Annotated in this window: 27 protein-coding genes; 20 read left to right on the plus strand and 7 right to left on the minus strand. The window is 40.6% G+C overall.

The features are described from left to right. Window positions 1-65 precede the first annotated feature (65 nt). Window positions 66-1,364 (plus strand): IS4 family transposase, encoded by a 1,299-nt coding sequence (locus tag CRI9333_RS02625; protein ID WP_083890046.1) that lies wholly within the window; start codon window positions 66-68, stop codon window positions 1,362-1,364. A gap of 16 nt (window positions 1,365-1,380) precedes the next feature. On the opposite strand, the gene CRI9333_RS02630 is transcribed toward CRI9333_RS02625, so the two are convergent. Continuing rightward, entirely contained in the window at window positions 1,381-1,815 is a 435-nt protein-coding gene (locus tag CRI9333_RS02630; RefSeq protein ID WP_015201632.1) for a sacsin N-terminal ATP-binding-like domain-containing protein, read from the minus strand. Window positions 1,816-2,562: 747 nt separating this feature from the next. Here CRI9333_RS02630 and CRI9333_RS25465 point away from each other — a divergent pair. Then, window positions 2,563-2,745 carry a 3'-5' exonuclease gene (locus CRI9333_RS25465; protein ID WP_071881112.1) on the plus strand — a complete coding sequence of 61 codons (183 nt, stop codon included), beginning with the start codon at window positions 2,563-2,565 and terminating at the stop codon, window positions 2,743-2,745. 91 nt (window positions 2,746-2,836) lie between these two features. On the opposite strand, the gene CRI9333_RS02635 is transcribed toward CRI9333_RS25465, so the two are convergent. The 4 genes from CRI9333_RS02635 to CRI9333_RS02650 form a co-directional block, all read right to left on the minus strand. Beyond that, window positions 2,837-3,205: a hypothetical protein gene (locus tag CRI9333_RS02635; protein WP_041225873.1), complete on the minus strand. Its 369-nt coding sequence runs from the start codon at window positions 3,203-3,205 to the stop codon at window positions 2,837-2,839. Between the two features lie 140 nt (window positions 3,206-3,345). Beyond that, entirely contained in the window at window positions 3,346-3,540 is a 195-nt protein-coding gene (locus CRI9333_RS02640) for a hypothetical protein (protein WP_015201634.1), read from the minus strand. A gap of 143 nt (window positions 3,541-3,683) precedes the next feature. Then, window positions 3,684-3,875 (minus strand): hypothetical protein, encoded by a 192-nt coding sequence (locus tag CRI9333_RS02645; RefSeq protein ID WP_015201635.1) that lies wholly within the window; start codon window positions 3,873-3,875, stop codon window positions 3,684-3,686. A gap of 106 nt (window positions 3,876-3,981) precedes the next feature. Then, window positions 3,982-4,227, minus strand: coding sequence for a hypothetical protein (locus tag CRI9333_RS02650; protein WP_015201636.1), 246 nt, complete (start codon window positions 4,225-4,227; stop codon window positions 3,982-3,984). Between the two features lie 239 nt (window positions 4,228-4,466). On the opposite strand from CRI9333_RS02650, the gene CRI9333_RS02655 reads away from it, so the two are divergent. Further along, the gene (locus CRI9333_RS02655; RefSeq protein ID WP_015201637.1) at window positions 4,467-4,745 is read left to right on the plus strand and encodes a helix-turn-helix domain-containing protein; all 279 of its coding nucleotides are present in this window, start codon (window positions 4,467-4,469) and stop codon (window positions 4,743-4,745) included. A gap of 79 nt (window positions 4,746-4,824) precedes the next feature. Next, on the plus strand, window positions 4,825-5,598 hold the full coding sequence (locus CRI9333_RS02660; protein WP_015201638.1) for an SDR family NAD(P)-dependent oxidoreductase: 774 nt from the start codon (window positions 4,825-4,827) through the stop codon (window positions 5,596-5,598). Here the strand turns inward: CRI9333_RS02660 and CRI9333_RS02665 are convergent. Next, a complete protein-coding gene (locus tag CRI9333_RS02665; RefSeq protein ID WP_015201639.1) occupies window positions 5,581-6,456 on the minus strand; it encodes a hypothetical protein in 876 nt (291 codons plus the stop codon). The genes CRI9333_RS02660 and CRI9333_RS02665 overlap by 18 nt on opposite strands. Before the next feature lie 2 nt (window positions 6,457-6,458). After that, window positions 6,459-7,217, minus strand: a complete 759-nt coding sequence (locus tag CRI9333_RS02670) for a hypothetical protein (RefSeq protein ID WP_015201640.1) — start codon at window positions 7,215-7,217, stop codon at window positions 6,459-6,461. 291 nt (window positions 7,218-7,508) lie between these two features. On the opposite strand from CRI9333_RS02670, the gene CRI9333_RS02675 reads away from it, so the two are divergent. The 16 genes from CRI9333_RS02675 to CRI9333_RS27580 all read left to right on the plus strand — a co-directional run bounded on the left by CRI9333_RS02675 (window position 7,509) and on the right by CRI9333_RS27580 (window position 21,941). Beyond that, window positions 7,509-7,889 (plus strand): hypothetical protein, encoded by a 381-nt coding sequence (locus tag CRI9333_RS02675; RefSeq protein ID WP_015201641.1) that lies wholly within the window; start codon window positions 7,509-7,511, stop codon window positions 7,887-7,889. A gap of 85 nt (window positions 7,890-7,974) precedes the next feature. Beyond that, the gene (locus CRI9333_RS02680) at window positions 7,975-11,115 is read left to right on the plus strand and encodes a DNA cytosine methyltransferase (RefSeq protein WP_015201642.1); all 3,141 of its coding nucleotides are present in this window, start codon (window positions 7,975-7,977) and stop codon (window positions 11,113-11,115) included. Between the two features lie 40 nt (window positions 11,116-11,155). Next, complete coding sequence (locus tag CRI9333_RS02685) at window positions 11,156-11,380, plus strand: hypothetical protein (RefSeq protein ID WP_015201643.1); 225 nt, start codon at window positions 11,156-11,158, stop codon at window positions 11,378-11,380. A 111-nt stretch (window positions 11,381-11,491) separates the two neighbouring features. After that, window positions 11,492-11,695 carry a hypothetical protein gene (locus CRI9333_RS02690; protein ID WP_015201644.1) on the plus strand — a complete coding sequence of 68 codons (204 nt, stop codon included), beginning with the start codon at window positions 11,492-11,494 and terminating at the stop codon, window positions 11,693-11,695. A 77-nt stretch (window positions 11,696-11,772) separates the two neighbouring features. Then, window positions 11,773-12,135 (plus strand): hypothetical protein, encoded by a 363-nt coding sequence (locus CRI9333_RS02695; protein ID WP_015201645.1) that lies wholly within the window; start codon window positions 11,773-11,775, stop codon window positions 12,133-12,135. Window positions 12,136-12,360: 225 nt separating this feature from the next. Continuing rightward, window positions 12,361-12,648 (plus strand): hypothetical protein, encoded by a 288-nt coding sequence (locus tag CRI9333_RS02700; protein WP_157462252.1) that lies wholly within the window; start codon window positions 12,361-12,363, stop codon window positions 12,646-12,648. Between the two features lie 989 nt (window positions 12,649-13,637). Continuing rightward, window positions 13,638-14,048: a hypothetical protein gene (locus tag CRI9333_RS02705; protein ID WP_015201647.1), complete on the plus strand. Its 411-nt coding sequence runs from the start codon at window positions 13,638-13,640 to the stop codon at window positions 14,046-14,048. Window positions 14,049-14,095: 47 nt separating this feature from the next. Then, window positions 14,096-14,863: a hypothetical protein gene (locus tag CRI9333_RS02710; protein WP_015201648.1), complete on the plus strand. Its 768-nt coding sequence runs from the start codon at window positions 14,096-14,098 to the stop codon at window positions 14,861-14,863. Between the two features lie 53 nt (window positions 14,864-14,916). Then, window positions 14,917-15,117 (plus strand): hypothetical protein, encoded by a 201-nt coding sequence (locus tag CRI9333_RS26470; protein WP_015201649.1) that lies wholly within the window; start codon window positions 14,917-14,919, stop codon window positions 15,115-15,117. 33 nt (window positions 15,118-15,150) lie between these two features. Further along, on the plus strand, window positions 15,151-16,125 hold the full coding sequence (locus CRI9333_RS02715) for a hypothetical protein (RefSeq protein WP_015201650.1): 975 nt from the start codon (window positions 15,151-15,153) through the stop codon (window positions 16,123-16,125). Window positions 16,126-16,241: 116 nt separating this feature from the next. Next, complete coding sequence (locus tag CRI9333_RS02720; protein WP_015201651.1) at window positions 16,242-17,714, plus strand: ATP-binding protein; 1,473 nt, start codon at window positions 16,242-16,244, stop codon at window positions 17,712-17,714. A gap of 162 nt (window positions 17,715-17,876) precedes the next feature. Continuing rightward, window positions 17,877-18,485 (plus strand): hypothetical protein, encoded by a 609-nt coding sequence (locus CRI9333_RS24665; RefSeq protein WP_015201652.1) that lies wholly within the window; start codon window positions 17,877-17,879, stop codon window positions 18,483-18,485. Between the two features lie 93 nt (window positions 18,486-18,578). Beyond that, a complete protein-coding gene (locus CRI9333_RS02730) occupies window positions 18,579-18,965 on the plus strand; it encodes a four helix bundle protein (RefSeq protein ID WP_015201653.1) in 387 nt (128 codons plus the stop codon). 60 nt (window positions 18,966-19,025) lie between these two features. Continuing rightward, entirely contained in the window at window positions 19,026-19,376 is a 351-nt protein-coding gene (locus CRI9333_RS02735) for a hypothetical protein (protein ID WP_015201654.1), read from the plus strand. Further along, on the plus strand, window positions 19,346-20,269 hold the full coding sequence (locus CRI9333_RS02740; protein ID WP_015201655.1) for a hypothetical protein: 924 nt from the start codon (window positions 19,346-19,348) through the stop codon (window positions 20,267-20,269). The genes CRI9333_RS02735 and CRI9333_RS02740 overlap by 31 nt, the downstream gene beginning before the upstream one ends. 16 nt (window positions 20,270-20,285) lie before the next feature. After that, window positions 20,286-21,941: a M15 family metallopeptidase gene (locus tag CRI9333_RS27580; protein WP_015201656.1), complete on the plus strand. Its 1,656-nt coding sequence runs from the start codon at window positions 20,286-20,288 to the stop codon at window positions 21,939-21,941. Window positions 21,942-21,975 lie beyond the last annotated feature (34 nt).

The raw sequence follows: 21,975 nt of genomic DNA on the forward strand, positions 1-21,975 counted from the left end.
TTAGACCAGCCATGACACAAAGCCGAAAAACCAATCGAGACCATGCGAAAAAGAAACAACGACCACTGGTGGAAGACGAAGTAATAGCCAAGCAATTGGAAAAATTACTGACACCAGCCATTACAAATCAAGAAAATTACTACCGAAAATTAGGACTCAGAGAACGGATACTGAATTTACCGTTGATGATGGCGGCGGTGTTGACCTTGCTGTGGCGAGATGTGGCAGGAGTCAGAGAACTAACAAGAATGTTAGCCAGAGATGGTTTTCTGTGGTGTAGTCCCACAAAAGTTAGTCAACAAGCGGTATCACAAAGATTTTTAACATTTCCATCTGAATTATTTGAAAAAGTATTTAAAGATTTATTGCCGAGTTTAAGAGCAACTTGGCATAGTAGAAATCAACGTCCATTGCCAGAAAGTATTCAATTTACCTTGTCAAAATTTGAGAAGATTTGGATAGTAGATGGGTCAACATTGGAGGCATTGTTTAGGAAGTTAAAAAGCTTAGAAGAGACTCAAAGAGGGCAATTAGCCGGAAAAATGAGTACAGTAATTGATTTAATGACTAGATTACCTGTAGAAATTTGGTTTGAAGAAAATTCTAAAGCTTCTGATATTAAACTTGAAGAAAACATTCTAAATTTAGTAACAAAAAACACCTTGCTGTTATTGGATAGAGGGTTTTATCACTTTAATTTTTGGTTTCAATTAATTGAGAAAAAAGTAGATTTTATAACGAGAATAAAAAAAGGAGCAGCAATCAAAGTAGAACAAATATTTACCGATAGTTATGAACTGAGAGATCGGAAGATACGCTTTGGTTCTGGCACAAAGAAGACTCCATTTATTACCTTGCGTTTGATTGAAGTCAGGTCAGGAAAAACCTGGCATTCTTATTTAACCAGCGTCCTAGACCCTAATATTTTACCCCCTTATGTGGTAGCAGATTTATATCGGCGGCGGTGGCGGATTGAAGATGCTTTTAACACAGTCAAGAGGCTTTTAGGTTTAAGTTATTTATGGACGGGTTCAATCAATGGAATTAAGTTACAAATTTGGGCGACCTGGTTATTTTATGCGGTTTTAGTAGATTTAGGTGATGCCGTAGCAGATGAACTTGCTCTCCCCTTCGACGAGATTTCATTAGAAATGATTTATCGCGGTCTTTATCATTTTACTATGGCTCATCAGAAAGGTAAGGCAACAGACCCCGTTAAGTATTTTGCTGATCCCGAAAATCGAGATTTAGGTATTATCAAACAGCAACGAAACCCCAATGTTAAGTTGATTGTCGCTCCTTTTCCCAATCTTCAACGAGGGTCTGACCAGTTTTTTTTCAACAATTCTCTGAAAGCCTCTTGACAAAACAGTTACAGGCTTAACTTGTCACCAATGCCCAAGGATTGATAAACTCACCGTACCCATTGGGAATATCCTCAGAACGCGCCACATAGAAAAAAGCTTCACAAAAGTGAAAAATGCTTTTTTGTCCTAAGCCAAATTTGCCTATTTTTCCCTTATCCCCTGCATTCGCATCAATACCAAAACAAGAAATTGCCTCGCGGTCAGATGTACTAAACGCGCCATCATTAAGAAAAAATAGGGCTGGCGTTGTCAGAAGCGGATGAGACACAGGATTCTCAGCAGTCCTGACTAAGCCTTGAGATATCCCGAATTTAAGAGTTTTGGCTTTACCATCGTTGGCATTTTGAATAATTTCTTTTATAATGGGAAAGCCTTGTTTGTAGCGTTCCTTCAGCAGACTCTTGATATCGTGGATAATTGTACCTTGCTTGTGCTGATAACCTGGCATCTTAGTTTCCTTTTCCTAATTTTCTCAAGTTCTCAGTTATTGTAATCGCATCGTTCTTATTATTAACACCTGGAAATTTTAAAATCCATTAATGTCTAATTAATCTAGTTAAAATTACTATTGCTTTCTGCTAACATAGCCATCTTTTCAATAAAGCCATTAGCGATCATTTATCATGGCTTAATCACTGCAAAAATGAAGAAAAAAGCCAGCACGCAGAAAAGTTCGATTAACCAAATTACCTCTAAATTTCTAACTAATAAAATGACTTTAGGGGAGGAATAAACCCGCGTATCTTCCGCTTCAATAGCATATTCGAGGCAAATTTAATACCCTAATTCCAATAGAGCCGTAGTTTACAAGCTACTGATGCTGTAGTTTATATGCCTGGAATACGCTATAAATTTAATGTCTATATTTGTGATTACCATATCTTACATTACTAGCATTTATACCTGCAATTTATGTCTTTGCTGCTCTTCGCACAATAAAACAGATATCATAAAACTTACAATATCTAATGATAATTCTTAACGTTATATACAACTTAAAAGGTATTTTGGGGAAATTTAGATGTATGGATGTAGCGCAGTATACACAAATATTTTTTTTATTGAGTGCCAATAGTACAGTTGTAAATTGGTTATGACCATCAATGGAACCATAAACTTAGTAAAAAATTTTGTCTAAGTATTAATGCTTAGATTAGCTATATTTATCTGAGGATTTTGTCTTGAGTTTCCTATTGTGTTTATTCCTGGTCTTGGCTATCTGCCAAACATGAGTGAAAATGCTGCTGATGAAGCACGTCTATTATATGTAGCAATGACGCGGGCAATTGAGCAATTGGTGATAACGTACCATCAACAATCAAAGTTTACAGAAAAGTTACAAGCGGCTTTAAATAAATTTAAACTTAATTATCAATAAGTATGCCTAAAGATATACCAGTAATATTATTGATGACATTTTTTTAGACGTTAAAACTGCTGCGGGTAGCGAACGAGGTTTGTTAAACAAATTAAAACTCTATATCATTCTGAGTTGATTTAAATATATTTGCAGCCATGCCATTAATATGTATTTCTTGATAATCTTCAAATTTTTCTAGTGGAACACCTGGAGGTAAATATCCTAAAAAATCCTCTTTACTCCAATAGTTTTCCGCAGGGATTAAAGAGTTATCTATAAAAATTAACCCTGTCGATTTAATTGGTAGACTTATAACTTCATTCCCATGAAAAATATCTGGCTCTGCATCTTCTAATAAAAAACCCCAAACAGGAATAGCTAGTAATCTTTCTGTAGAAGAACCAGGACGATCTGGACTAGGATAACCAGCATAAAATACAGCTTTCCATCCCATCCCCGGCATAATTTGATGCTTCATAATTAGTTTTGAAAATAAACAACACTCTACCCAATGGTAAACAAGTCATAGATGAAGATGTAATTACTAAACTTATTGATGAAGACAGAAGAAGTTCATTTACTATTCTCACCCAAACAAGCGATCGCCCACCAGAAACTTTACCCTTCAGTTCTTGCGCGGTTAAGGGATCGCTGTACCCTGAAAGAGCGTTGTTGGCGCAGATTATCGTCCAACTTAGCAATCACCTCTTCTAATTGCAAACCCACTTCTTCCATTTCTAAACGAGCGTGACGCAAATTACCTAAAAGTCGTTTATCTACTTCTGGATTGGGCATATATGGTTGGCTATTCATATAAAATTGTAGTATTGCTCATATTAAACTTTCACAGCAATTAAATATTGAGTAATTAATAATTATAGCTGTGCATTAAATTTTACTTTACAGTGAATGCTAGCTCAAACAATTTTTATACTTTCCGTAACTTAATTTACTCATCAACAGCACTGATTATCTTTGAGTTCTCGTTGGGCAGCTTCGGTTATTACTCGCCGTAGCCAAGTTGAAGTATCTGGAAGCGATCGCACCAGTTCATCTATATCCGCCTCAAGTTTTACCGAGATTGGTCGCTTTGCCAAAGGCTTCTCTGTCTTTTGAGGAAATGGTGTCAGGTTTTGTGGGTTTGCCATGGAGTTGTTGTTTTTTATTCACGATAGCTCGTGAATTATTTGGAAATAGAAAATTATTTGAGTCGAAGTCGCCTCCCCAGTTTCCAAAGGAGAGGCGATTTCACTCCTACACCGCCATCACAGGTTGATAGTCAAGCAGGTCAAACAGCCATTCAGGAGCAAAGCAAAGGCTTTGAGTATTATTTGGACATTCTAAATCCAAGCATAGTACTTCAAAACGAATTCCCTTATTAGTATATTCGGGTTCGCAGATAACCTTCCAGGCTTCTCCAGTCAAGTGCCGTATAATATCGCCTTCAGTTAACTGGTCAGCACGAATAGTCGTCGCATCAACAAGAGGTTGTGCAATCATGTTTGTAAGACCTTGAATTTAATAGGTTTAGGCAGAGTAGGCGATCGCATTGCTGTCCAGGCATGACTGCCTATCTCTGCTGTCTATAGGATAGCATACGACGCTATTTATATAGCATCGTATGCCATGTAAATAGGAGTGAAGTCTCAGCGCCACTTCACCTACATACCTGTTACCTACGTTCGGCGTAGTAGCGTGAATCGCTACGATAGGGTATATATAAGCGTTAAAGGATATTTATGAGTCCAGTATCAAGTCCACCACGAGTAAGTAAAGTTCTCTGGAAGCTTAGGGAAGTGATGGCACGACGACGCATCACCAATAAAGCCTTGGCTTCAGAATTAAATGTTCACCCAACGAGCATTTCTCGATTAAAAACCCAGGATGTTTTACCCGAAATTGGAGGAGAAACGTTAGGTCAATTAATTAATGCCATCAATAAACTAAATTCTTCAAATTACGCAGCTTGTACGCTTTTGGAATTGATTGAAATAGTTTCTGAGGATGATATCAAATAATAGATAAACTATACTGTCAAAAGCTTTGGGATTAAAACTTAATTTAAATAAATATACAGTCAAATAAGAGAGGTAATTTATGAATAAAGAAGGCAGAATTGCACTAATTACTGGGGGCAGCAGGGGGATAGGGCAAGCTATAGCATTACAACTAGCATCTGAAGGATGCCATATTGCATTTTGCGCTAGGGGTAATGAATCTGTTGAGGAAACCCTAAGCAAAATCCAGTCGTATGGGGTGAAAGCTTATGGTGCCGTAGCAGACGTAACTAAACAAGATCAACTAGAAAAGTTTATTCAGCAGAGTACTGAAAAACTAGGCAAAATTGACTTTTTGGTTTGCAACGCTGGAGGAGTGTTTGGAAAAGGATTATTGGAATCGACCTCATCTGATTGGGAACAAACATTCCAGCTTAATCTCTTCCACTGCGTCAATGCGATTCGCCTGTGTGTCCCTTTGATGAACCAGCAAGGTGGAGGAAGTATTCTATTAATTGCATCTATTTCTGGAACTAAACCGCAACCAAAAGCTCAGTATGGCTGCGCTAAAGCAGCCCAAATCTACTTAGCTAAATCATTGGCATATGAACTAGCAGCACATAATATTCGCATTAATGCTCTCAGTCCAGGTTCAACTATCTTTCCCAACGGTGGTTGGGAGAAATTTCAAGCAAATAACCCAGAACTGTTTGCCCAATTCGCAGAACAAGAATTTCCACAAGGACGGTTGGCAACACTTTCTGAAATTGCCAATGTCGCCACTTTTATTTTAAGCGATCGCGCTAACTGGATTAACGGTACCAACATTCCTGTTGATGGAGCGCAATTAAGCCCGTCAGCTTTGGGGTACTAACGTTGGTTGCCAGTCTAAAACTACCATTTTGCGAGCATTACCACCATTAGGAAGACTCTTGTAACTAATATCGTCAATCCATTCCACCCATTGGGCTGTATTTTCTAAAGCATTATCCTTCCAGTTTTGATATCGGTAAGACAGAAGAGTACTTTGTTGCCGTAACAAGCTATTGAAATCAACTAACCTTTGAGGAGGATTGGCATCATATTCTACAGGTTTAATTTCCTTTGGTGGTACCCAAAGTTTAGGAAGGGATTTAGTTAATAACTTTTCAGGTGTAGAATTTAAAAGTTTTACAGCAGCTTGATTAAACAGAATATTTCGATGAAAATCCATGCTAACAAGGAAGCATGGGCGTTCTTCTGCATAAATTTCATCAATAACTTGCTTCCAATCATCATTAATTAAACCATTAAAACCTAAAACTAAATGAGATGACATTTCATTAAAATCAACAACGTTATTAAAATCAGAATTTGTAGTGTTCATCCAACAGCTTCCTTCAATTTGGTTAAACTCAAGTACATATGACATAGGATTAACAATAGGAGTGACTTGCTTACCACAACAATAAAGAACAAAATTAGGCAGTGGTACCGAGCCAAACCAAGGACGCAATTTATATAGTACTAGAGCAACTTCCTCTACTAAGTTCCATAACTTCTCAACAACGTTGAGAGAAACACAGTGTAATTCCAACCTACTATAAAAACAATCACCCCAAGATTGATGAATTTTTACAGATGCTAAAATTGGACGCAGCGAGGGCGTTGCCAATCTCAGCATAGCTTGATGTATCGAGTTTGCCGAAACAACTAAAAAATTTTTAGTTAGACTTAATTCATCTTCATTCATATTTAAATTACTCCATTGGGGTGCTGACAATCTTGAGAATCTTCCGAACCTTGCCAAAAGTTTTCTTTGAAAAAGTGATTGTTTAATAAACTAAATAAATATTCTAAAGAATAATAATTTCCCGATTGATCTTTAAGATAAAGAGACAAAAATTTCAGTTCTTGACGAGTAGGTAAACGATCACCTCTAAGAATAGTAGCTAAAGCTGAAGCATTTAGTCCTTCATGCTTTTTCTGAGACACGGTACTAATAAATTGTGCTCTAGTTAAATTACTTCGAGAGATACTATCTTGAATCAAGAAAATCAGGGGATGTTTTTCAAAACTCTGCCTACAAAGTCCTAATTTTGATGCTTGTAGGTCAATTTTAATATTGACTTCATCTCTTAATCTAATCAACCATTCAAGGGGTAAATATTCTAATAATCGCTCAATAGCATCAAAAACATCAGACACTTCGTTCGACTTCGTAGTAATCTCTATGCGTTCCGAACGCTTGTAATCTTTAGGAATAAGGGGAATTTGAGCAGCAAAAGTTTCCCAATCTGGCACTCCATGCATTAAAAAGCTTTCTACTAACGATTCGTCTAAGTCTATTGCTCTAGCAATATGACGACGGGCAGTAGCATTGGCAAACTGCTCTTTATGCAGCCATCTCCTCAGAGACATCTCTGAAGTCCAAAGTTTTCCCTGCTTGCGAGCCAGGAAACGCAGCAAAAGGTGATCATCTTCCGCATCTAATTGTTCTTTGAGATACTGCATCAGACGCGAGAGCCTCTCAAACCTTTCTGGGTGTCTGTCTTTAGGCGGTCTTGGCACGTTAATTCAAAAAAAGCATATCTCGATTCTCGCTTAAATCGAAAAATTTTCCATATACCTATTGATATTTAACTCCTATTTTTAATATTATGATTAAAACGATATAGAATATTTACGAAATATACGTTATATTGTAGTTAGCCCCTAAAAAGGCAAACCCCCTTCCCAGTGCAATCTTGGCGGATACCTGGGAAAGGGGCATATCTCCAAAAAACAAGGAGACTTTCTGCATCTATGGTAACAAGTACAATTCCTTTCTACCGACGACAGTTAAAGTACGCAAGCTGCGTAACAGATTATCCTGTAGCAGTTTTCCATTATTTATCCAAGGTGCATCATATGATCGATGCACTCAAAAAACGACAATTGGAACCTAGTGATTTTTGCCGAAAGTGGATTAAGTCAATTGCTCCCGACGAACGAGGCTACTACAAAGCTTGCGTAAAAGCCATAGCCGAAGCAACAGGACTATCCGAACGAACCATCGAAGGTTGGGGACCTGATTTTAAAGGTCGCCCAGACTCAGTTTTAGTCACGCTTAGCAAGGAGGACACCATTAATCAAATTCGAGTTTTGGTGAAAGTAGATAATTTACCAGATTATCTAAAATCTTAATTTTTATACGCGAATTGCGTATAATTAAAACTAAAGAAAAACCTCGGCTACCAACCGAGGAAACAACAAAAAGCGATCCTTTATAATGACACATCTAGCCTCTACCATCATTGCCAAACAACCTTTAGCAGAAAAACCGTCTGCTAAAGCCAAGGCTTTGAGTCCTGTAGCTGGATGTGTCTCTACAATTCAACCTCCATCCTGGGCAACTGTAAAAAGACCAATACTGCCACCAAATGCCCCTACCGTTGGGTATCTGTGTGGCGGTGCTGGCATTATGTCAACTGGTTTTGAAGCTGCTGGCATTCGTAGTTTATGGAATATCGATCATGACCCAAGTGACCCAAAACTAAGCAATGCGATCGCCAACATTTACGAACGCAACTTTAGTTCACCAGTTATCCGCCGCACCTTACAGGAGGTTGCCCAAACAGGTTTCGCAGGGTTAGAACGCCCAGACATCCTAGTACTAACTCAATCGTGCAAAAACCTTTCAAAAAGCAATCCTAAGCAGAAAGAAACAGAAGTTGACTCTTCTGTAGCTACTGCTGCAACTAAAGCTATCAAACACTTCCTGCCACAAGTATTTGTTGCTGAAAATGTACCAGAATACATTACCTCACAATCTTGGGAGATTGTTGGAAATACTTTAGAGCAGTTGGGTTACAACACAACAACAGGAATAATCAATGCTGCTGATTACGGAATTGCTCAAGATAGAAAACGATTTATCGCTATCGCGATCCTAAATGCACCTGCTATCGCACTACCTACACCAACAGGTACGAAAACTGGATGGCTCTCTGCTGTAAGCGATTTACTCAAAGATGCCGAAACTGTTCACCCAACAGAAAAGCAACTAACAAAAATTCAAAGATTGTGCGCTAGTTTTCTGGACGAACCACTACTGATCGAGAGGGTAGCGCCTTGGGGACTACCTAATGTCAAATCACCCCTTGCACCATGTTGGACTATTCGCAAGAGTATCTGGCTAGACCAACGGCATTGCAGCCGCAACAACGCTATTAATATTAGGTTCCCTGACGGTAGCTGGAAGAACTTGGGTGTACGCGGTGCTGCTAGGTTGTGTTCGGTTCCAGATTGGTTCCAATTACCTAATGAGGCTTGGAGTGCAGGAAGTGCGATCGGCAATGGTGTTCCTTGTTTACTAGGGCAAGCGATAGCGCAATCAATCAAGCCATTCATCAATCAGATTTTAATATCAGGCGATAACGCCCCTTGCACATCAAATCTTAATGATGCTGCTACAAATTTTTATTTACAAAAAAACACTTACAACACTACAGAGGATAAAACCATGACTGCTACTACTGAAACCTTAGTTGCCAACATTGAAATTGAAACCGTTGTTACCAATGAAGTTACCTCAACCAACCGCAAAGTTAAAACTCCTAAAATCCGTAACCAACATTTATTAGAAAATCCTGAAATAGAAGCCAGCGCAGCATCAGTTATTACTTCTTCATTCGCGACTATCAAAAATAGTTTGTTGGGCATGGTAGAGGAAGGGCGCAAATTGATAGATATCAAAATCTCTATGTATTCAATACATGGTGAAAAATCTGGTGAAAGGAAGTTCAGAAAGTGGTTAAACAGTAGTGATTGGGGTGGATTTGGTAGAAGTTGGGCAGCATCGGCATTAGCACTTGCTGAATGGTGGATGACTTTGCCAAAGCAGGTTCAAGATTGGCTACCCAACAATGTCCAAGGTTGGAGTCAAAAAGCTATTACTAAATTACCTGTAGCCAATGCTATTGGTAAAAACTTCATGATGGCGCTTGTAGCTCGCGGTAAAAAATCAAGTAAAGATTGCGAACGCGCTCTCAACTCCAACAAGCTAGAAATTGGTTCCTACGCTGTTGTAATTGAGAAAGGCGATTGGAAAGGAGAAATCGGTAAAATTGTTGATAAAGCAGAAGATGGAGTAATCACTTTAGAATTTCCTACAGGTGAAACACAACTATTCGCGCCTGAGAAAATTGAAGCGTGGCAAGATAAAGTTCCCAACATAGCTGTTGGTGACAGAATCGTTGTAACAGGCGATCGCGACTGGAATAACTATATAGGTACAGTCGTAGAAAAACGGAATCCAACTGGCTGGTGGGTAGAACTTGATTACGTCAAAAGCAAAAACTTAACAACTAAACACTTCTTCAAAACCAATCAATTAAAAGAATTAGTATCAATCTTTGACGATCCATCGTTACTAGCCCAAGAAAGTCACTGGGAAGAAGTCAATAAATCATACAACTTGTCAGAATCTGACAAAGACAGTGTTAGAGAACAAGCTTTACTACTAGCATCAACAGAAGCAGGTGAGGGTAGTGAGCCATCTGTTACCGTTGGGCATATCAAATCAGTTCTAGACAATTTTGGGTTCCAACCTCAACAACAATTCACGTCTAATGCCAACCCTACCCCTGTATCTGACAACAGTGAAGAAAAAGTTTACACAATCGCTGAACTAGAAGCATTGAAAGCTGAATGGGAGCAACAAATTCGCACTGAACTGTTAATCGGATTAAAAAGTGAATTACGTTCCCAAGTTGAGAGCGAGGTAAAATCTGAATTGACCGCCGCTAAAACTCACGCTGAACAATTAACCAACAAGTATCAAGAAGCACTGAAAACCTTAGAAACAAGCAAAGTAAAGATTCAGCAAGTCGAACAGTTAGAAAGCGAGTTGCAAACAATCAAGGCAGAGAATGAACGCCTAAAACAGTTCATGGCTGACGAAGCTGCTAATCCAAGTCGTTGGGAAAAAACTTTCACCCAAGAAGCAGAGAAAGTTATCACTACTGATTTGGAATCTAAGTACTCACCATTAGTTGAGAAGCTGGAAAAAATGACCCAAACAGTTGAACAGCAAAATATTGAACTACAGCAGTATCGCCAAAGTGTTGATGAAAACAAGCAACTCAAACAAAGTGTAGAAGTGCTGCAAGAGCAACTTAACAGGCAGCAACAGCTTACTGAAAGGTTCAAGAAAGCATCAGTTAATGCACCTGCCCCCCAAGAAGTTGAAGCATTAACTTTAGAACTGGGTGAAGTTGGAGAGCAAGCTGGTTGGACAGGTTGGACTGCACGGGGATACCGCAGCAGAAACGGCGAACGCTTTACAGGACTAGATGCAATCAAAGCTTTCATCAACGATATGCGTAGCGCGATCGCGCCATTAGAGGATGAGCTAGTTCTGGAATTCTAGGGCTAGTTGTACATCAAACCTATTCATTAAGGTTCGTGCCATGACAACTGAAACAAAGCCAACAGAAAAAATGTTGGCTACTCTTCGAGCAGGCGATCGCATCCAGTTCCCACTGACTGAATTAGGACTATCGAGTCCAGTGTTGACAGACAGCACTGTAGATCACGTTTGCAAAGTTATAGAAGGTTGGCATCAAGTACACACGAGGGACTTTGGAGCATTAAAAATGCACGACCCGACCTACAAATACTTGATTGTCCAATAGACAGCCGATCAATCATCCACATAAAAAGTTGATGCCCTTGGATCAAGATCTAACTTACCAGGGGAGATTCGATCCAAGGGTGTCCTACCCCAAAAAAAGGAGGCATTCTTCATGGTAACGAAGTTTGGTATTGTCCTGTCGTTAATAGGACTAACTTTGTCATTTAACTGGGTAGCTGCACTACCAGCTAATGCTGCTAATAGCTTTAATGAACAACCACAAGTTAGTAGTAGCCCACAAAGAGATAAATCGCCTAATCGCGGTAATGGACGGCGCGAACTTTACATAAACATCGCCCGATTCACGATCCAGTAATCGCGTAAACACGAGCTTGTTCCCGATCCCTAATTGGGAGCTTGCTTGAAATCAAAAATTCAATTACCAAAAATACCATGTTTCGTAAATTCAAATACGCCTTGATAGCAGTTCTACTCGGACTGAATATGGCTCCAGCTAAAGCTAAAACTGTTCAAATACCCATTTGCAGGTTAGATCAGTCAACAATTAATCAAGGCTGGTTTGTTCATGTAGGAGATATCGGGACAATCCTGGGAGTACAAACTATTCTTCCACCTGGAGCAACTCTAACAATCTGTAAAACTTCCTACTTCAGAGGCAGCAAAAATCAAGAAGATGTGGTCATTGAAGTTGGCAAATTTAGTAATGCGAAAAATGCGAAAAAATTTGGGCAACGGATTTGGCTAGAAGTTAGCTCAAATGTTGTAGTCAACACAGGGCCACCATCAGGGCTATAGCATTTTTGATCTAATTATTTACCATTACAGTCGTCATTTCCGAATTAAGGGGATGCGACTTTTATTAATTTTAATATTTAACTGAATAAAACCGGAGTATCAACGCCTGTGCAACTACAAACGAGGAGTACAAATCAGAACAAAATTAGAATACCAAGGGTAATGCTTGGGTTCCTACAGAGGGAGATCCAATTCCAGCCCGATAATAAGAAGCTCTCCTTAGTAATGTTTGAGCCGATGGAGCTTGAGGATTGGTGTCAATTCTGGATTCCAATTATTCACCCTGATATACCAGCACCAACACAATCAGATACTAGAAGACCACGCGGGTATATGGCAGCTTGTAAAACTACTATAGCTGCACTTACACAAAGCAGCGAAAGTAGCGTAGAAAACTGGATATACGGAGATAGGGAATGTCCCCATGTTGTCAAAATGTACTTGAGAGCTATTCACCTGCTTTGGTTAATGCGCCGTCAGTTTAGATTTCCTATCAATTTCCCCGATTGCTAATAGAACAGAACAGGACGCGATCGCACTTAGCTGACTTATCAGTTCGCTTTTTTAGCAAGAAAATATTGTAATCATTAAATAGATGAAATTTGCAAAGCATCAATGCGAAAAAATCACCGCACCCCATCACGACAAGACGGTTGAAGGCAGCAGAGAGAACACAATCGCGCAGATCGCGACAAATTCCCGTTAGTAGCCAACTGGGTAGCAGAATCACGAAGCTACTGCTATAGAACGGCACTTAAACTTCCAATTTCAAGAACTTGTCATAGTACAACAAATGCGCGATTTTGCGGCAAAAATAGGACAAGAATCTCGCGCACTACTGCGGACTTTACCTGCTTATTAACGCCGAGAAATACTGAATGACTGGAATAAGTCGTATCGACCGAAGACTGCTGAATACAAGGCTTTCTTTTATCACCAGTAAAATACTTTGTGAACGAGAACGAAGATACCAAAAATTTCTTGAGTCAGCCCAATTAGCCAACCAGCAAAAGCGCCGAATTATTAGGATTTAAACCAAAACAATAAATCAAATTCAAATAACCAATAACACCAAAATTATAGCCATGCGCGGGCTTTTTTTATGGGAGCGCATAGTCAAAAAAGAGAATTCCCCCCAATTGGGGGGATATCGCCCCATATTTAAAAGCCCTGTCCTATATTTAAGAAGTAGCAAGTAGATCGCCACTGGCAATCAATCAGCAGTCAATCGGCAATCAATCGGCAATACTGCCCCGCTTCTAATAGAGAGTAACTAGCACTACCACTTGCTATCTAGTTGATCCCCAATTGATAGCTAATTGATGCCTATTAGAGTTCAATCAGTCACCCATTTGACCGCTATTAGTAGCCCAATGATTGACTGATTGATATCAACTGAACCTCCACCAGTTATCTGTTTGTAGTCCAACTGACTGCAAATCACAAGCAAGTAACAATCAATAAGTTAGCCAATAACAGTCCAATGACATACTGCACGTAAAATGTCCAATGTTGTAAGCATTTTGGAACCAAGAAACGTTACCCATGTTGTTGTAGAACAGCTACCTAACCGCAGTAACCTCAGAGCTAGATATGGTTTACATCCCAGAACTTTTTATGAATGGCATACTTTTCTAGAAATAGCCACACCACCAAAAAATGGATACTTTAAACTTCAAGATGTCATCCTCTTAGATGAATTCTGGATTGCTCAAAAAGTTTTCATGTTTAGCCAAGATGACTTTAAAAATGCCGTAATTCTCACCAAGGATGGCTCATTTGAAAACTTAGTTGCTCAGTACACCAGGATTCCTCTAATTGATTACCTCAAAAAATCTAGTCAATTTAGTCAGCATCCAGTTGTACTTGACACCATCGACCGAATTAACGAAGCAACAACAGAAGCTCTTTGAGCTTAACCACCACCCGCCCAATTCATTTATAGAACCAGGAAAAATTCATGGAATTGTTAGTTAAAACCTTAGCCGAATCAATCAAATCCACAGAGCAAGAACTACGTTCAGCCCTCAGCACGTTAGGATTTCAAATTGCTAGTAAAAAACGGCAAAATGTAGTGTCCGGTACGGTCAAACACGCACTACTTCTTGATAACACCGAGATAACTGCTGATAAAGCCACCAAGGAACTAGCTGCGATCGCACTTGAGTTCAGCAAAACCATTGATGAAGTAGCTACATTTATTGCTGAGTACAAAGCACCAGAAAATGGCGATGCAACTGATATGTCAGAAATATCAGAAAGTGCATCAACCATAGAGGACGAAATTGAACTAGAAGAACTAAAGGAAGAAACGCTTTCCGCGATTGATACTGCCGAACAAGCTATTCTGCAACGTGAAGCTAACGAAAACACTACCTTTGGTGATTTAGGTGGTTTAATTCTCGAAGCCGACTTGGTTATGAAATTACAACAAGGACGAGCTAGAGCTTGGGAAAATCCCAATACTCGTAAAGCTTTGGAAGGCTTAATCAAGCAAGGAAGCCAACACAAACTAGCAACACTGCTGGGAAAGCCTATGACGAATGGAGTGATGAAGCTCAAATCTCTAACGAATATCCTGAAACCAACATTAACAGTCAATATCACCTCAACGGAAGTCGAAAACAAATTACCAGCAGTCCGCACAGCAGCGCCATCGAAACTACTGGCACAGGCAAGTACTTCCACTCCCAACTCGACAACAACAGCAACATTGCCAACTGGGTAGAACAAGAAAAAGCAATCGCAATAACTTTAACGACGGAAAAAGTTGCCCTTTATATGACGAATGCGGGAATTTTAGCTATCGGTACGTCTGTGTCAATTCCCGCCGTTACTACCACGATGGCTCTAGCTACTACTCAAACTGCACCTAATTTTTTACAGGTATCAAGTGCAGCAATAGGCGGAACGGTAATCGGGGTGACTCTAGGCATCTGCATCCTGCGATCGCACTACCGTCAAATCACAAATCAATCTTAGTTTTGGGACTGCACTACCACTAACCAAAAAATCATGAATCAAAATAATAACTGGCGCGATCGCTACGCTGATGCGCTGGATTTAGGAGAAAGACCCCAACAAGAATACATAGAATACGATCTTTTCGATCAAGAACCTACGGGCAATCAACAAATAGTATGGATGCCTGGAGAAGGGCCAGTACCAGTTTATAATCCCAACAGCATTACAAGTTTTCCTTGGGAATCTTATCTAACAAATTCTTGGTTAATGGCAGGAGTTGTAGGGATATTAACAACATTGCTAGTAACAGTATTAGCCACTACTACTAATCAGAAAAACCAAGCTGTTGCTCCTGTTGATAATACTCTAGCTAACATCAATCAAGCTAACTATGTTCTAACCCAATCTAGGAGTGCCGAAGTAGTAGCAGTTACTAAATACGATTACAATCCAGGCGAAGTCACCAACCCAGGATTACTGCAACGAGCTATTTTTACATCAGCAGATGGATTCAAAACTAGAATTCAACAATTGCAAGCAAGTTCTAATCCAGCAACCAAAGATCAGCCCAAAGAAATTTTAGTGCAGCGTGCCAGAGTTGATGTCATGAAAACCATTGACATGGGCGCTTCAGGACGAGGCGCTGTCATGGTTCGTGAAGATCCAGCAACGGGAAAAACAACGTATTCACAACTCGATCCGGCTGAGACTGTAGCAGTTGGTCTAGTAAGATTACTAATCATCGAAGCGAGCCAACGTAATAATTTTCAAACTTTCAATCTGCCTGAAATTGCGGTGGCAATTAGAGGTCATCAAGGCATTTTAAGAGATGCTCAAGCAAATTTATTAGGCGCTCAAGGTTGGGTAGACGTAGCAAATCAACTAAGAAATTACGATTTGTACGGACAAAAAATTATCCCTAATATTAACTCCGATTCCAGTACACCGACACCCCCAATATCAAGCCCCAAAAAAGAAGAGGGGAAGAAGGGGACAAGGGGAGGGGGAGACAAGGAGACAAAGTGAGAATACATCTTCAGTTGTTCAAGCATTCACAAATAGTGCGACATCTTAAAATCTTCCCCTCCCCCCATCTCCTTGTCCCCTTGTCCCCCTTGCCTCTACAAGGGGAGTAATTAAAAATGCAACTAACAACCATAGCGAAATTGGCGATCGCACCCGTATCTTTAATTAGTGGTTTAGGACTATTAGGGGCAAGTTTTACTACTACTCAAATCACACAAACAGTCACGCCTTATAGTTCTGAGCAAGTTATTGTTAACCAGCCACTAGCAGAACCAGTTAAATCATTACTGATGTTTGGAGGGAGTGCGATCGCAGTAATCGGCAGTGTGGGCGGAATATTTGCAGGTATTGAAGACCACAGGCGGCGCATTGGCATTCAACAAACCAACTTCACCCAAGCCAATTCATACCCACAGCTTCCTTTTGCACCTACACCCGCACTTCCACTCAACCCGCAACCAGGGCAAAGTTTAAGGCGCTCCCCTGTACAACAACCACAACAACCAGTCCAACCTGGACAAGGTTTTCAAAGGCAGCCTGCACAAGTTCCACCCCGCAATCCTGCAAATCAACAACTTCAAAGGCAAGTTCCACCCAATCAACAGCGACAAGCACCATCACCAGCAGAACGTTTACCAATACGCTATCCAAAACCATCTTCTTCAAACTCAACTGCTTCTAACAACTCTGGTAATCCTCCCGTACCTCAACCTACTGAATTCCTAGATGTATTTGATGAGATACGGAAGATCTTACTAAATATACCCACCTTGTTAATTTATGGCGGTATGGGAAGTGGCAAAACCAGCAAAGGAGGTTGGCTAGCAGCAGAACATCTCAAGTTGGGACACTTGGTACTGCTAGTAAATCCTCTGGCTCAGTGGAAATTCTTTGAAGGTATAAAAACCTACGGGAAAGGTGAAAACTTCAAAGATGCCGCTGAAGGCATCATGCGCTTCGTCAAAGAAGCTAACCGTAGGTTACAACTGCGCGGCATTTCTGACTACAACCCATTCAGCGAACAGCACTGGGTATTGTTGTGCGATGAGATGACTAACTGGGAAGCAAATATGCCAACAGTTGTCATGGCAGCTTTGATCGAAGTTTGTACTCAGAAATTGCGTCAAGCAAATATGTCTGTGATTTTTACCTCACATGGTAAAACTTTGACCTGCTTTGGTGGAAGATCCGCAGGCAACGGCAAATTTGATGTTTTGAAACGCCAGTTCACAATGATGCGGTGCATTGCCAAATCAGATCCCAACGTTGAAGGCGGAAAAACTTGTGCTGGGTACGCACACCTAGAATGGCTGGACGACGAGGATAAAGAAGCAACTCGCAAACTCACAATTCCTACAGGGATGGTTCCACCAAATAAGCAAGTTACTCCTAACGGTCAAACTTGGTATGATTTCCGCCCGCTACTACCAGCACAACCAGAAAGTGCGGAAAGTGACGACGACATTATCAACAAGGAACTTGATGATGATGAGACACAAGAAAAACTTAGCACGTTTAGTGAATTCATCAAAGAAAACGATTTACGCCTAGAAAACTTCCAACCGCCTGATGAATGGGGCGATATATAACAGCGCAATCTGGATACAAGCTGATGCAATTCTGGCACAGTTTGTGTAGGTTCGATGCCTACGTGCGCTTTTGCAACTTGACCACAGTTGCATCAATTAAACTTTAAAACTTTGTGGTCAAACAGCAATTTCAACTAATAGTTATTAAGGAAAAAGAAAAATATGGATTCAAGTTTAGTTCCACAACAACGGGTACGCAATCCAGGTACAGAATTTGGTGGACAGGACAGCTACATTGATATCGAATACCATTACGTTCGTGAAAATGCTCATGAACAAGCTGTACGTCGAGCGCAGCAAGAGTTACATCAAGCAAAGCAACGGCTAAAAAAGATGGAGCGTAATATCGGGCCTGCAATGCAATCTGGTTCATGTGCCGCTATAGATGTTGCAGGACAGTTTGTTCATAATTCTAAGCCCTGGCGCTTAGGTCAGGTAGTCGGCTTCTGGTCAATGCTGATCGGTCTATGCACAATTGGCGGTTGGGCGTGGAATGCAGCAGTTGGAGGTACTGCGGCTGCGGGTAATTCTGCTGCTTTACCAGCAAACGCACCTACTGCAATGAAATTCGGCCACGGGGTAGTAAACGTAGGTAAACCTGTTGCTGGTGCAGTATTTGCTGGTGCTAGCCAAAGTGTTGATCGCGGAGTACGGGTGCAGTTAACTGGCAGTGCAGAACAAGTGCGAAATGTAGCCGTACCAACTAATGTAACTCCTTCCAGCAGCACTTTCGTACCAGTTGTGCCGATCGCAAATTATGCGGGACAGTAATTGAGGCAGGGGGCAGGGAGCGGGGAGCAGGGGGAAAATTAGAGTTGAGTTGATATCTCTGTTCACAAATTTACGTGCATAAGGAGTAAAGAAATGGAGAAACAACCGATTAAAAGTCATGAGGATTTGGAAGTTTATCAAATGGCATTTGATTCAGCTATGACAATATTTGAATTGTCAAAAAAATTCCCTGTTGAAGAGAGATATTCATTGACTGATCAAATTCGTAGATCGTCGCGTTCTGTATGTGCCAATTTAGCAGAGGCTTGGAGGAAAAGACGTTACGAAGCTGCTTTTATAGCTAAACTTAATGACTCCGAATCCGAAGCAGCAGAAACTCAAACTTGGATTAAATTTGCTGTCAAATGCAACTACTTAGATGTTGAAATTGGGAGAGAAATATATGCAACTTACAATCGTATTCTAGGAATTCTAGTCACGATAATTAACAATCCCTCCCCTTGGTTAATTAAACGTTAATTCCCCTTGCCCCCGAAGCCTCTTTCCCCCTGCACCCTGCACCCCGCCCCCTGCCTCTTTATGCGCTGGATAATATTTCCAAAAAGGTCAATTTTAATTACAACCGCCATCGGAACTTTACTAATTTTAGATTTGATCAAACCTGGCTATCGCCAGTTCGCTTTAATCCCTGAACTGAAACCCCAAGTACTTGATGTTGCTACAGATTTTTCTCAAACTGCATCAAAGTTTGGTCAAGATGCAACTAATTCCTTAATCACCACACAAAACTCTAATTCAGTCGCTTCATCGCCAGTTAAATCTAAATCTCAAATCAAAGAACTCAAACCTTGTGCCACTCTCCTCGAAGGCTACAAGAAGAATTCCAAAGGTGAACCAGTATGCAGGGGTATCGCTCAATCGACTTATTAGCTGAATTGCCAATAGATGTTCAGTACCAGGAACTCAAAGAACGGGAACAGTACGAACAACAGAAACAGCTTCTTCAAGAACTTAACCAACAAAAATATAGTAATGCAGTCGCACGGGGTCGTTTTTTACTATTTCTAATAAATCTAGGAATGATTGCTGTAATCGCACTTCCGACTGCTAATCAATGGGCTACCAAAGTTACAGGTTTAGCTGACGTTATCCCAGAGGTACTGCAATCAATTCCCACAATCCCAGAATTATTTGAGCGTACTGAAAGGAATAGTCCAAAAAGTCAAAAAATAGCAAGTGCAATTATTAATTATGCTCAACAGAAAAACTGGGTAATTCGTACTGGAGCCAGGAAGTACAACATTTTCTACGTGCGCGGGATGAATCCCGATGGCACGCTGAATGACAACAAAGTTAATGAATTTAACGATTTAAGAGTTGTTATTGAAATAGTTAATAATACTCCTCGTATTGTTGGCTTGTGGGAAGGTACTGATGCCCCTGGTACTCACTACATTCGGAATCCAATGAATCCAGCAGGGGCAGCAACAATTGTAGCCGGACGACAGTACCGCGCCTGGAAAATGGGATTCCACAAAGGTAATCCTAACCATCCAGCATTAGTCCAAACAGGTGGAACTGTAACTGTTACCCGCAATGGTGGTAGTCCTTACGCTGGATACTTTGGAATTAACCAACATGGCGGTTATGACTATCCCAGAAATGACATTAAAGATGCTAGTGCAGCTTGCCTTTTAGGTAGAACCCGCGCGGGACACGCCAAATTTATGAACCTACTTGAATTGGATGCTGATTACGTCAACGACCACAACTATACCTTTTACTCCGGCTTCATTTTAGGCAAGGATTTGTTTGTATTTTAGGAACGGAATTAAAGCTGTGAGATTAAAAAATCTATTATTGATTTCTACTTTAAGTGCAATTGTTACAGCAGCGGCAGGTAGCAAGTTTTCTTGGGATGTTTCGTCCTGGCAATGCAATTTAGCTTCGCCAGGTGCGGAGCAAGTTTGTAAGTTGCAAAGTGTTCCTTCCATTTGGAGAGGCGCTAAAAGCGGTTTTATTCTCGGCGGTATTTTAGGTGTAGCTGGGTGCGTATTTATTAGTCGCAAACAGCAATCATTGCAGTTTCAGGTAGCACAACCAATTAACGAGAAAGTTACTGCCACCAGCAATGATGTTCACTGGGATTATCTCAGTGCAGGTATTTTAATTGGTGCGATCGCATTCGCTGTTAGTGAGCCTGTCAAAAACCAAGTAGTTAGACGAGTAGCTATAGCCACTGCCAAAGCTCCTGTAAGTCTTGAGAAACTTTTTGAAAATAGTAGATCTATCGGTAATGTTGCAATATGTGCTGCTGAAGGAAATTGCTCATCTGACGGCTCAGGAACTCACACTAATTTGTACCTGCAAGGCGGTCACTTTGATCCAGCAAACGATGTATACAATCGCGGCTTTTGTTCTGACCAGGGACGCGGTAGAGATAATGCCGATGCTGATAACAAATGCGTGGAACGAAATAAAAGCAGACTCAACAAAATTACTCAGCTAATGACGGCAGCGGGAACACCACCGCAACAGCACATCAAAGCTTTTATTAGTGGCATAGACCAGTGGAACCAGGCTAGTCCCAGAGTTAGCGATAAATTTCCATCCAAGTATAGTCAGGCGTTACAGCAGGGAATGACGGAGGAAGCCGCGATCAAGTGGGCGAGAGTAGAAGCTTTTCGTAATTGGCGCGGTCAACTTGATGCCAGTGGTTTAAGAACAGTTTGTAGTAGCAAATGGTCACTTTCTACCCAACAAAAGGCAGGTCTAATTGGCTTAAGCGTTGGATCTGAGCAATACATGAAACGCTGCATTGGGGCTGACCAAAAAAGACGGACTGACGCGATCGCAATCACTCTACAAAACTATGGCAAGTCTGCTGGTATTAGCCCAGTTGAAAATTACCGACAGTCAAACATTATCCAGCCTACTACTACCAAACCTAAAAATTCCAATACTCAATTAAGCGATATCCAATCTGTCAATAAAGATATCGTCGTAGAAATGCGCTACGCCACCGCCGATAACTTTATGGGCAAGAAAGTTTATCCCGTAGCTAAGTGCTTATTGAAACCAACAGTTGCTAAAAAACTATCGGCAGTTCAGCAAGATTTAGCACCGCTTGGACTGGGTTTAAAAGTCTATGACTGCTATCGACCATTATCAATTCAAAAACTGATGTGGGAAATAAAGCCCGATGAAGATTATGTTGCAAATCCTGCCACTGGCTCCCGACATAATCGTGGTGCAGCAGTTGATTTGACACTGGTTGATAGCACTGGAAAAGAATTAGAAATGCCCAGTGCTTTCGATGATTTTACCAAAAAAGCCCATAGGAATTACACAGGCAGTAGTGTTACAGCTCGTCAAAATTCTTTACTACTTGAAGCTGCAATGAAAAGACGAAATTTTACCAGTATCGCTAAAGAGTGGTGGCACTTTGATTCGCCTGATTGGAAGAAATTTCCTGTCATGGATCTGCCACTGTAAAGTCACAAATTTACTAACAAATATTGAGGGCAAT

Origin of the sequence: Crinalium epipsammum PCC 9333 (assembly GCF_000317495.1) — a bacterium.
Lineage (GTDB): Bacteria > Cyanobacteriota > Cyanobacteriia > Cyanobacteriales > PCC-9333 > Crinalium > Crinalium epipsammum.

Bases quoted from the DNA above. Each gene is read 5' to 3' on its own strand.
- CRI9333_RS02630 (WP_015201632.1), bottom strand. From the start codon at position 1,815: ATGCCAGGTTATCAGCACAAGCAAGGTACAATTATCCACGATATCAAG.
- CRI9333_RS02635 (WP_041225873.1), bottom strand. From the start codon at position 3,205: ATGAAGCATCAAATTATGCCGGGGATGGGATGGAAAGCTGTATTTTAT.
- CRI9333_RS02640 (WP_015201634.1), bottom strand. From the start codon at position 3,540: ATGAATAGCCAACCATATATGCCCAATCCAGAAGTAGATAAACGACTT.
- CRI9333_RS02645 (WP_015201635.1), bottom strand. From the start codon at position 3,875: ATGGCAAACCCACAAAACCTGACACCATTTCCTCAAAAGACAGAGAAG.
- CRI9333_RS02650 (WP_015201636.1), bottom strand. From the start codon at position 4,227: ATGATTGCACAACCTCTTGTTGATGCGACGACTATTCGTGCTGACCAG.
- CRI9333_RS02655 (WP_015201637.1), top strand. From the start codon at position 4,467: ATGAGTCCAGTATCAAGTCCACCACGAGTAAGTAAAGTTCTCTGGAAG.
- CRI9333_RS02660 (WP_015201638.1), top strand. From the start codon at position 4,825: ATGAATAAAGAAGGCAGAATTGCACTAATTACTGGGGGCAGCAGGGGG.
- CRI9333_RS02665 (WP_015201639.1), bottom strand. From the start codon at position 6,456: ATGAATGAAGATGAATTAAGTCTAACTAAAAATTTTTTAGTTGTTTCG.
- CRI9333_RS02670 (WP_015201640.1), bottom strand. From the start codon at position 7,217: ATGCAGTATCTCAAAGAACAATTAGATGCGGAAGATGATCACCTTTTG.
- CRI9333_RS02675 (WP_015201641.1), top strand. From the start codon at position 7,509: ATGGTAACAAGTACAATTCCTTTCTACCGACGACAGTTAAAGTACGCA.
- CRI9333_RS02680 (WP_015201642.1), top strand. From the start codon at position 7,975: ATGACACATCTAGCCTCTACCATCATTGCCAAACAACCTTTAGCAGAA.
- CRI9333_RS02685 (WP_015201643.1), top strand. From the start codon at position 11,156: ATGACAACTGAAACAAAGCCAACAGAAAAAATGTTGGCTACTCTTCGA.
- CRI9333_RS02690 (WP_015201644.1), top strand. From the start codon at position 11,492: ATGGTAACGAAGTTTGGTATTGTCCTGTCGTTAATAGGACTAACTTTG.
- CRI9333_RS02695 (WP_015201645.1), top strand. From the start codon at position 11,773: ATGTTTCGTAAATTCAAATACGCCTTGATAGCAGTTCTACTCGGACTG.
- CRI9333_RS02700 (WP_157462252.1), top strand. From the start codon at position 12,361: ATGTTTGAGCCGATGGAGCTTGAGGATTGGTGTCAATTCTGGATTCCA.
- CRI9333_RS02705 (WP_015201647.1), top strand. From the start codon at position 13,638: ATGTCCAATGTTGTAAGCATTTTGGAACCAAGAAACGTTACCCATGTT.
- CRI9333_RS02710 (WP_015201648.1), top strand. From the start codon at position 14,096: ATGGAATTGTTAGTTAAAACCTTAGCCGAATCAATCAAATCCACAGAG.
- CRI9333_RS26470 (WP_015201649.1), top strand. From the start codon at position 14,917: ATGACGAATGCGGGAATTTTAGCTATCGGTACGTCTGTGTCAATTCCC.
- CRI9333_RS02715 (WP_015201650.1), top strand. From the start codon at position 15,151: ATGAATCAAAATAATAACTGGCGCGATCGCTACGCTGATGCGCTGGAT.
- CRI9333_RS02720 (WP_015201651.1), top strand. From the start codon at position 16,242: ATGCAACTAACAACCATAGCGAAATTGGCGATCGCACCCGTATCTTTA.
- CRI9333_RS24665 (WP_015201652.1), top strand. From the start codon at position 17,877: ATGGATTCAAGTTTAGTTCCACAACAACGGGTACGCAATCCAGGTACA.
- CRI9333_RS02730 (WP_015201653.1), top strand. From the start codon at position 18,579: ATGGAGAAACAACCGATTAAAAGTCATGAGGATTTGGAAGTTTATCAA.
- CRI9333_RS02735 (WP_015201654.1), top strand. From the start codon at position 19,026: ATGCGCTGGATAATATTTCCAAAAAGGTCAATTTTAATTACAACCGCC.
- CRI9333_RS02740 (WP_015201655.1), top strand. From the start codon at position 19,346: ATGCAGGGGTATCGCTCAATCGACTTATTAGCTGAATTGCCAATAGAT.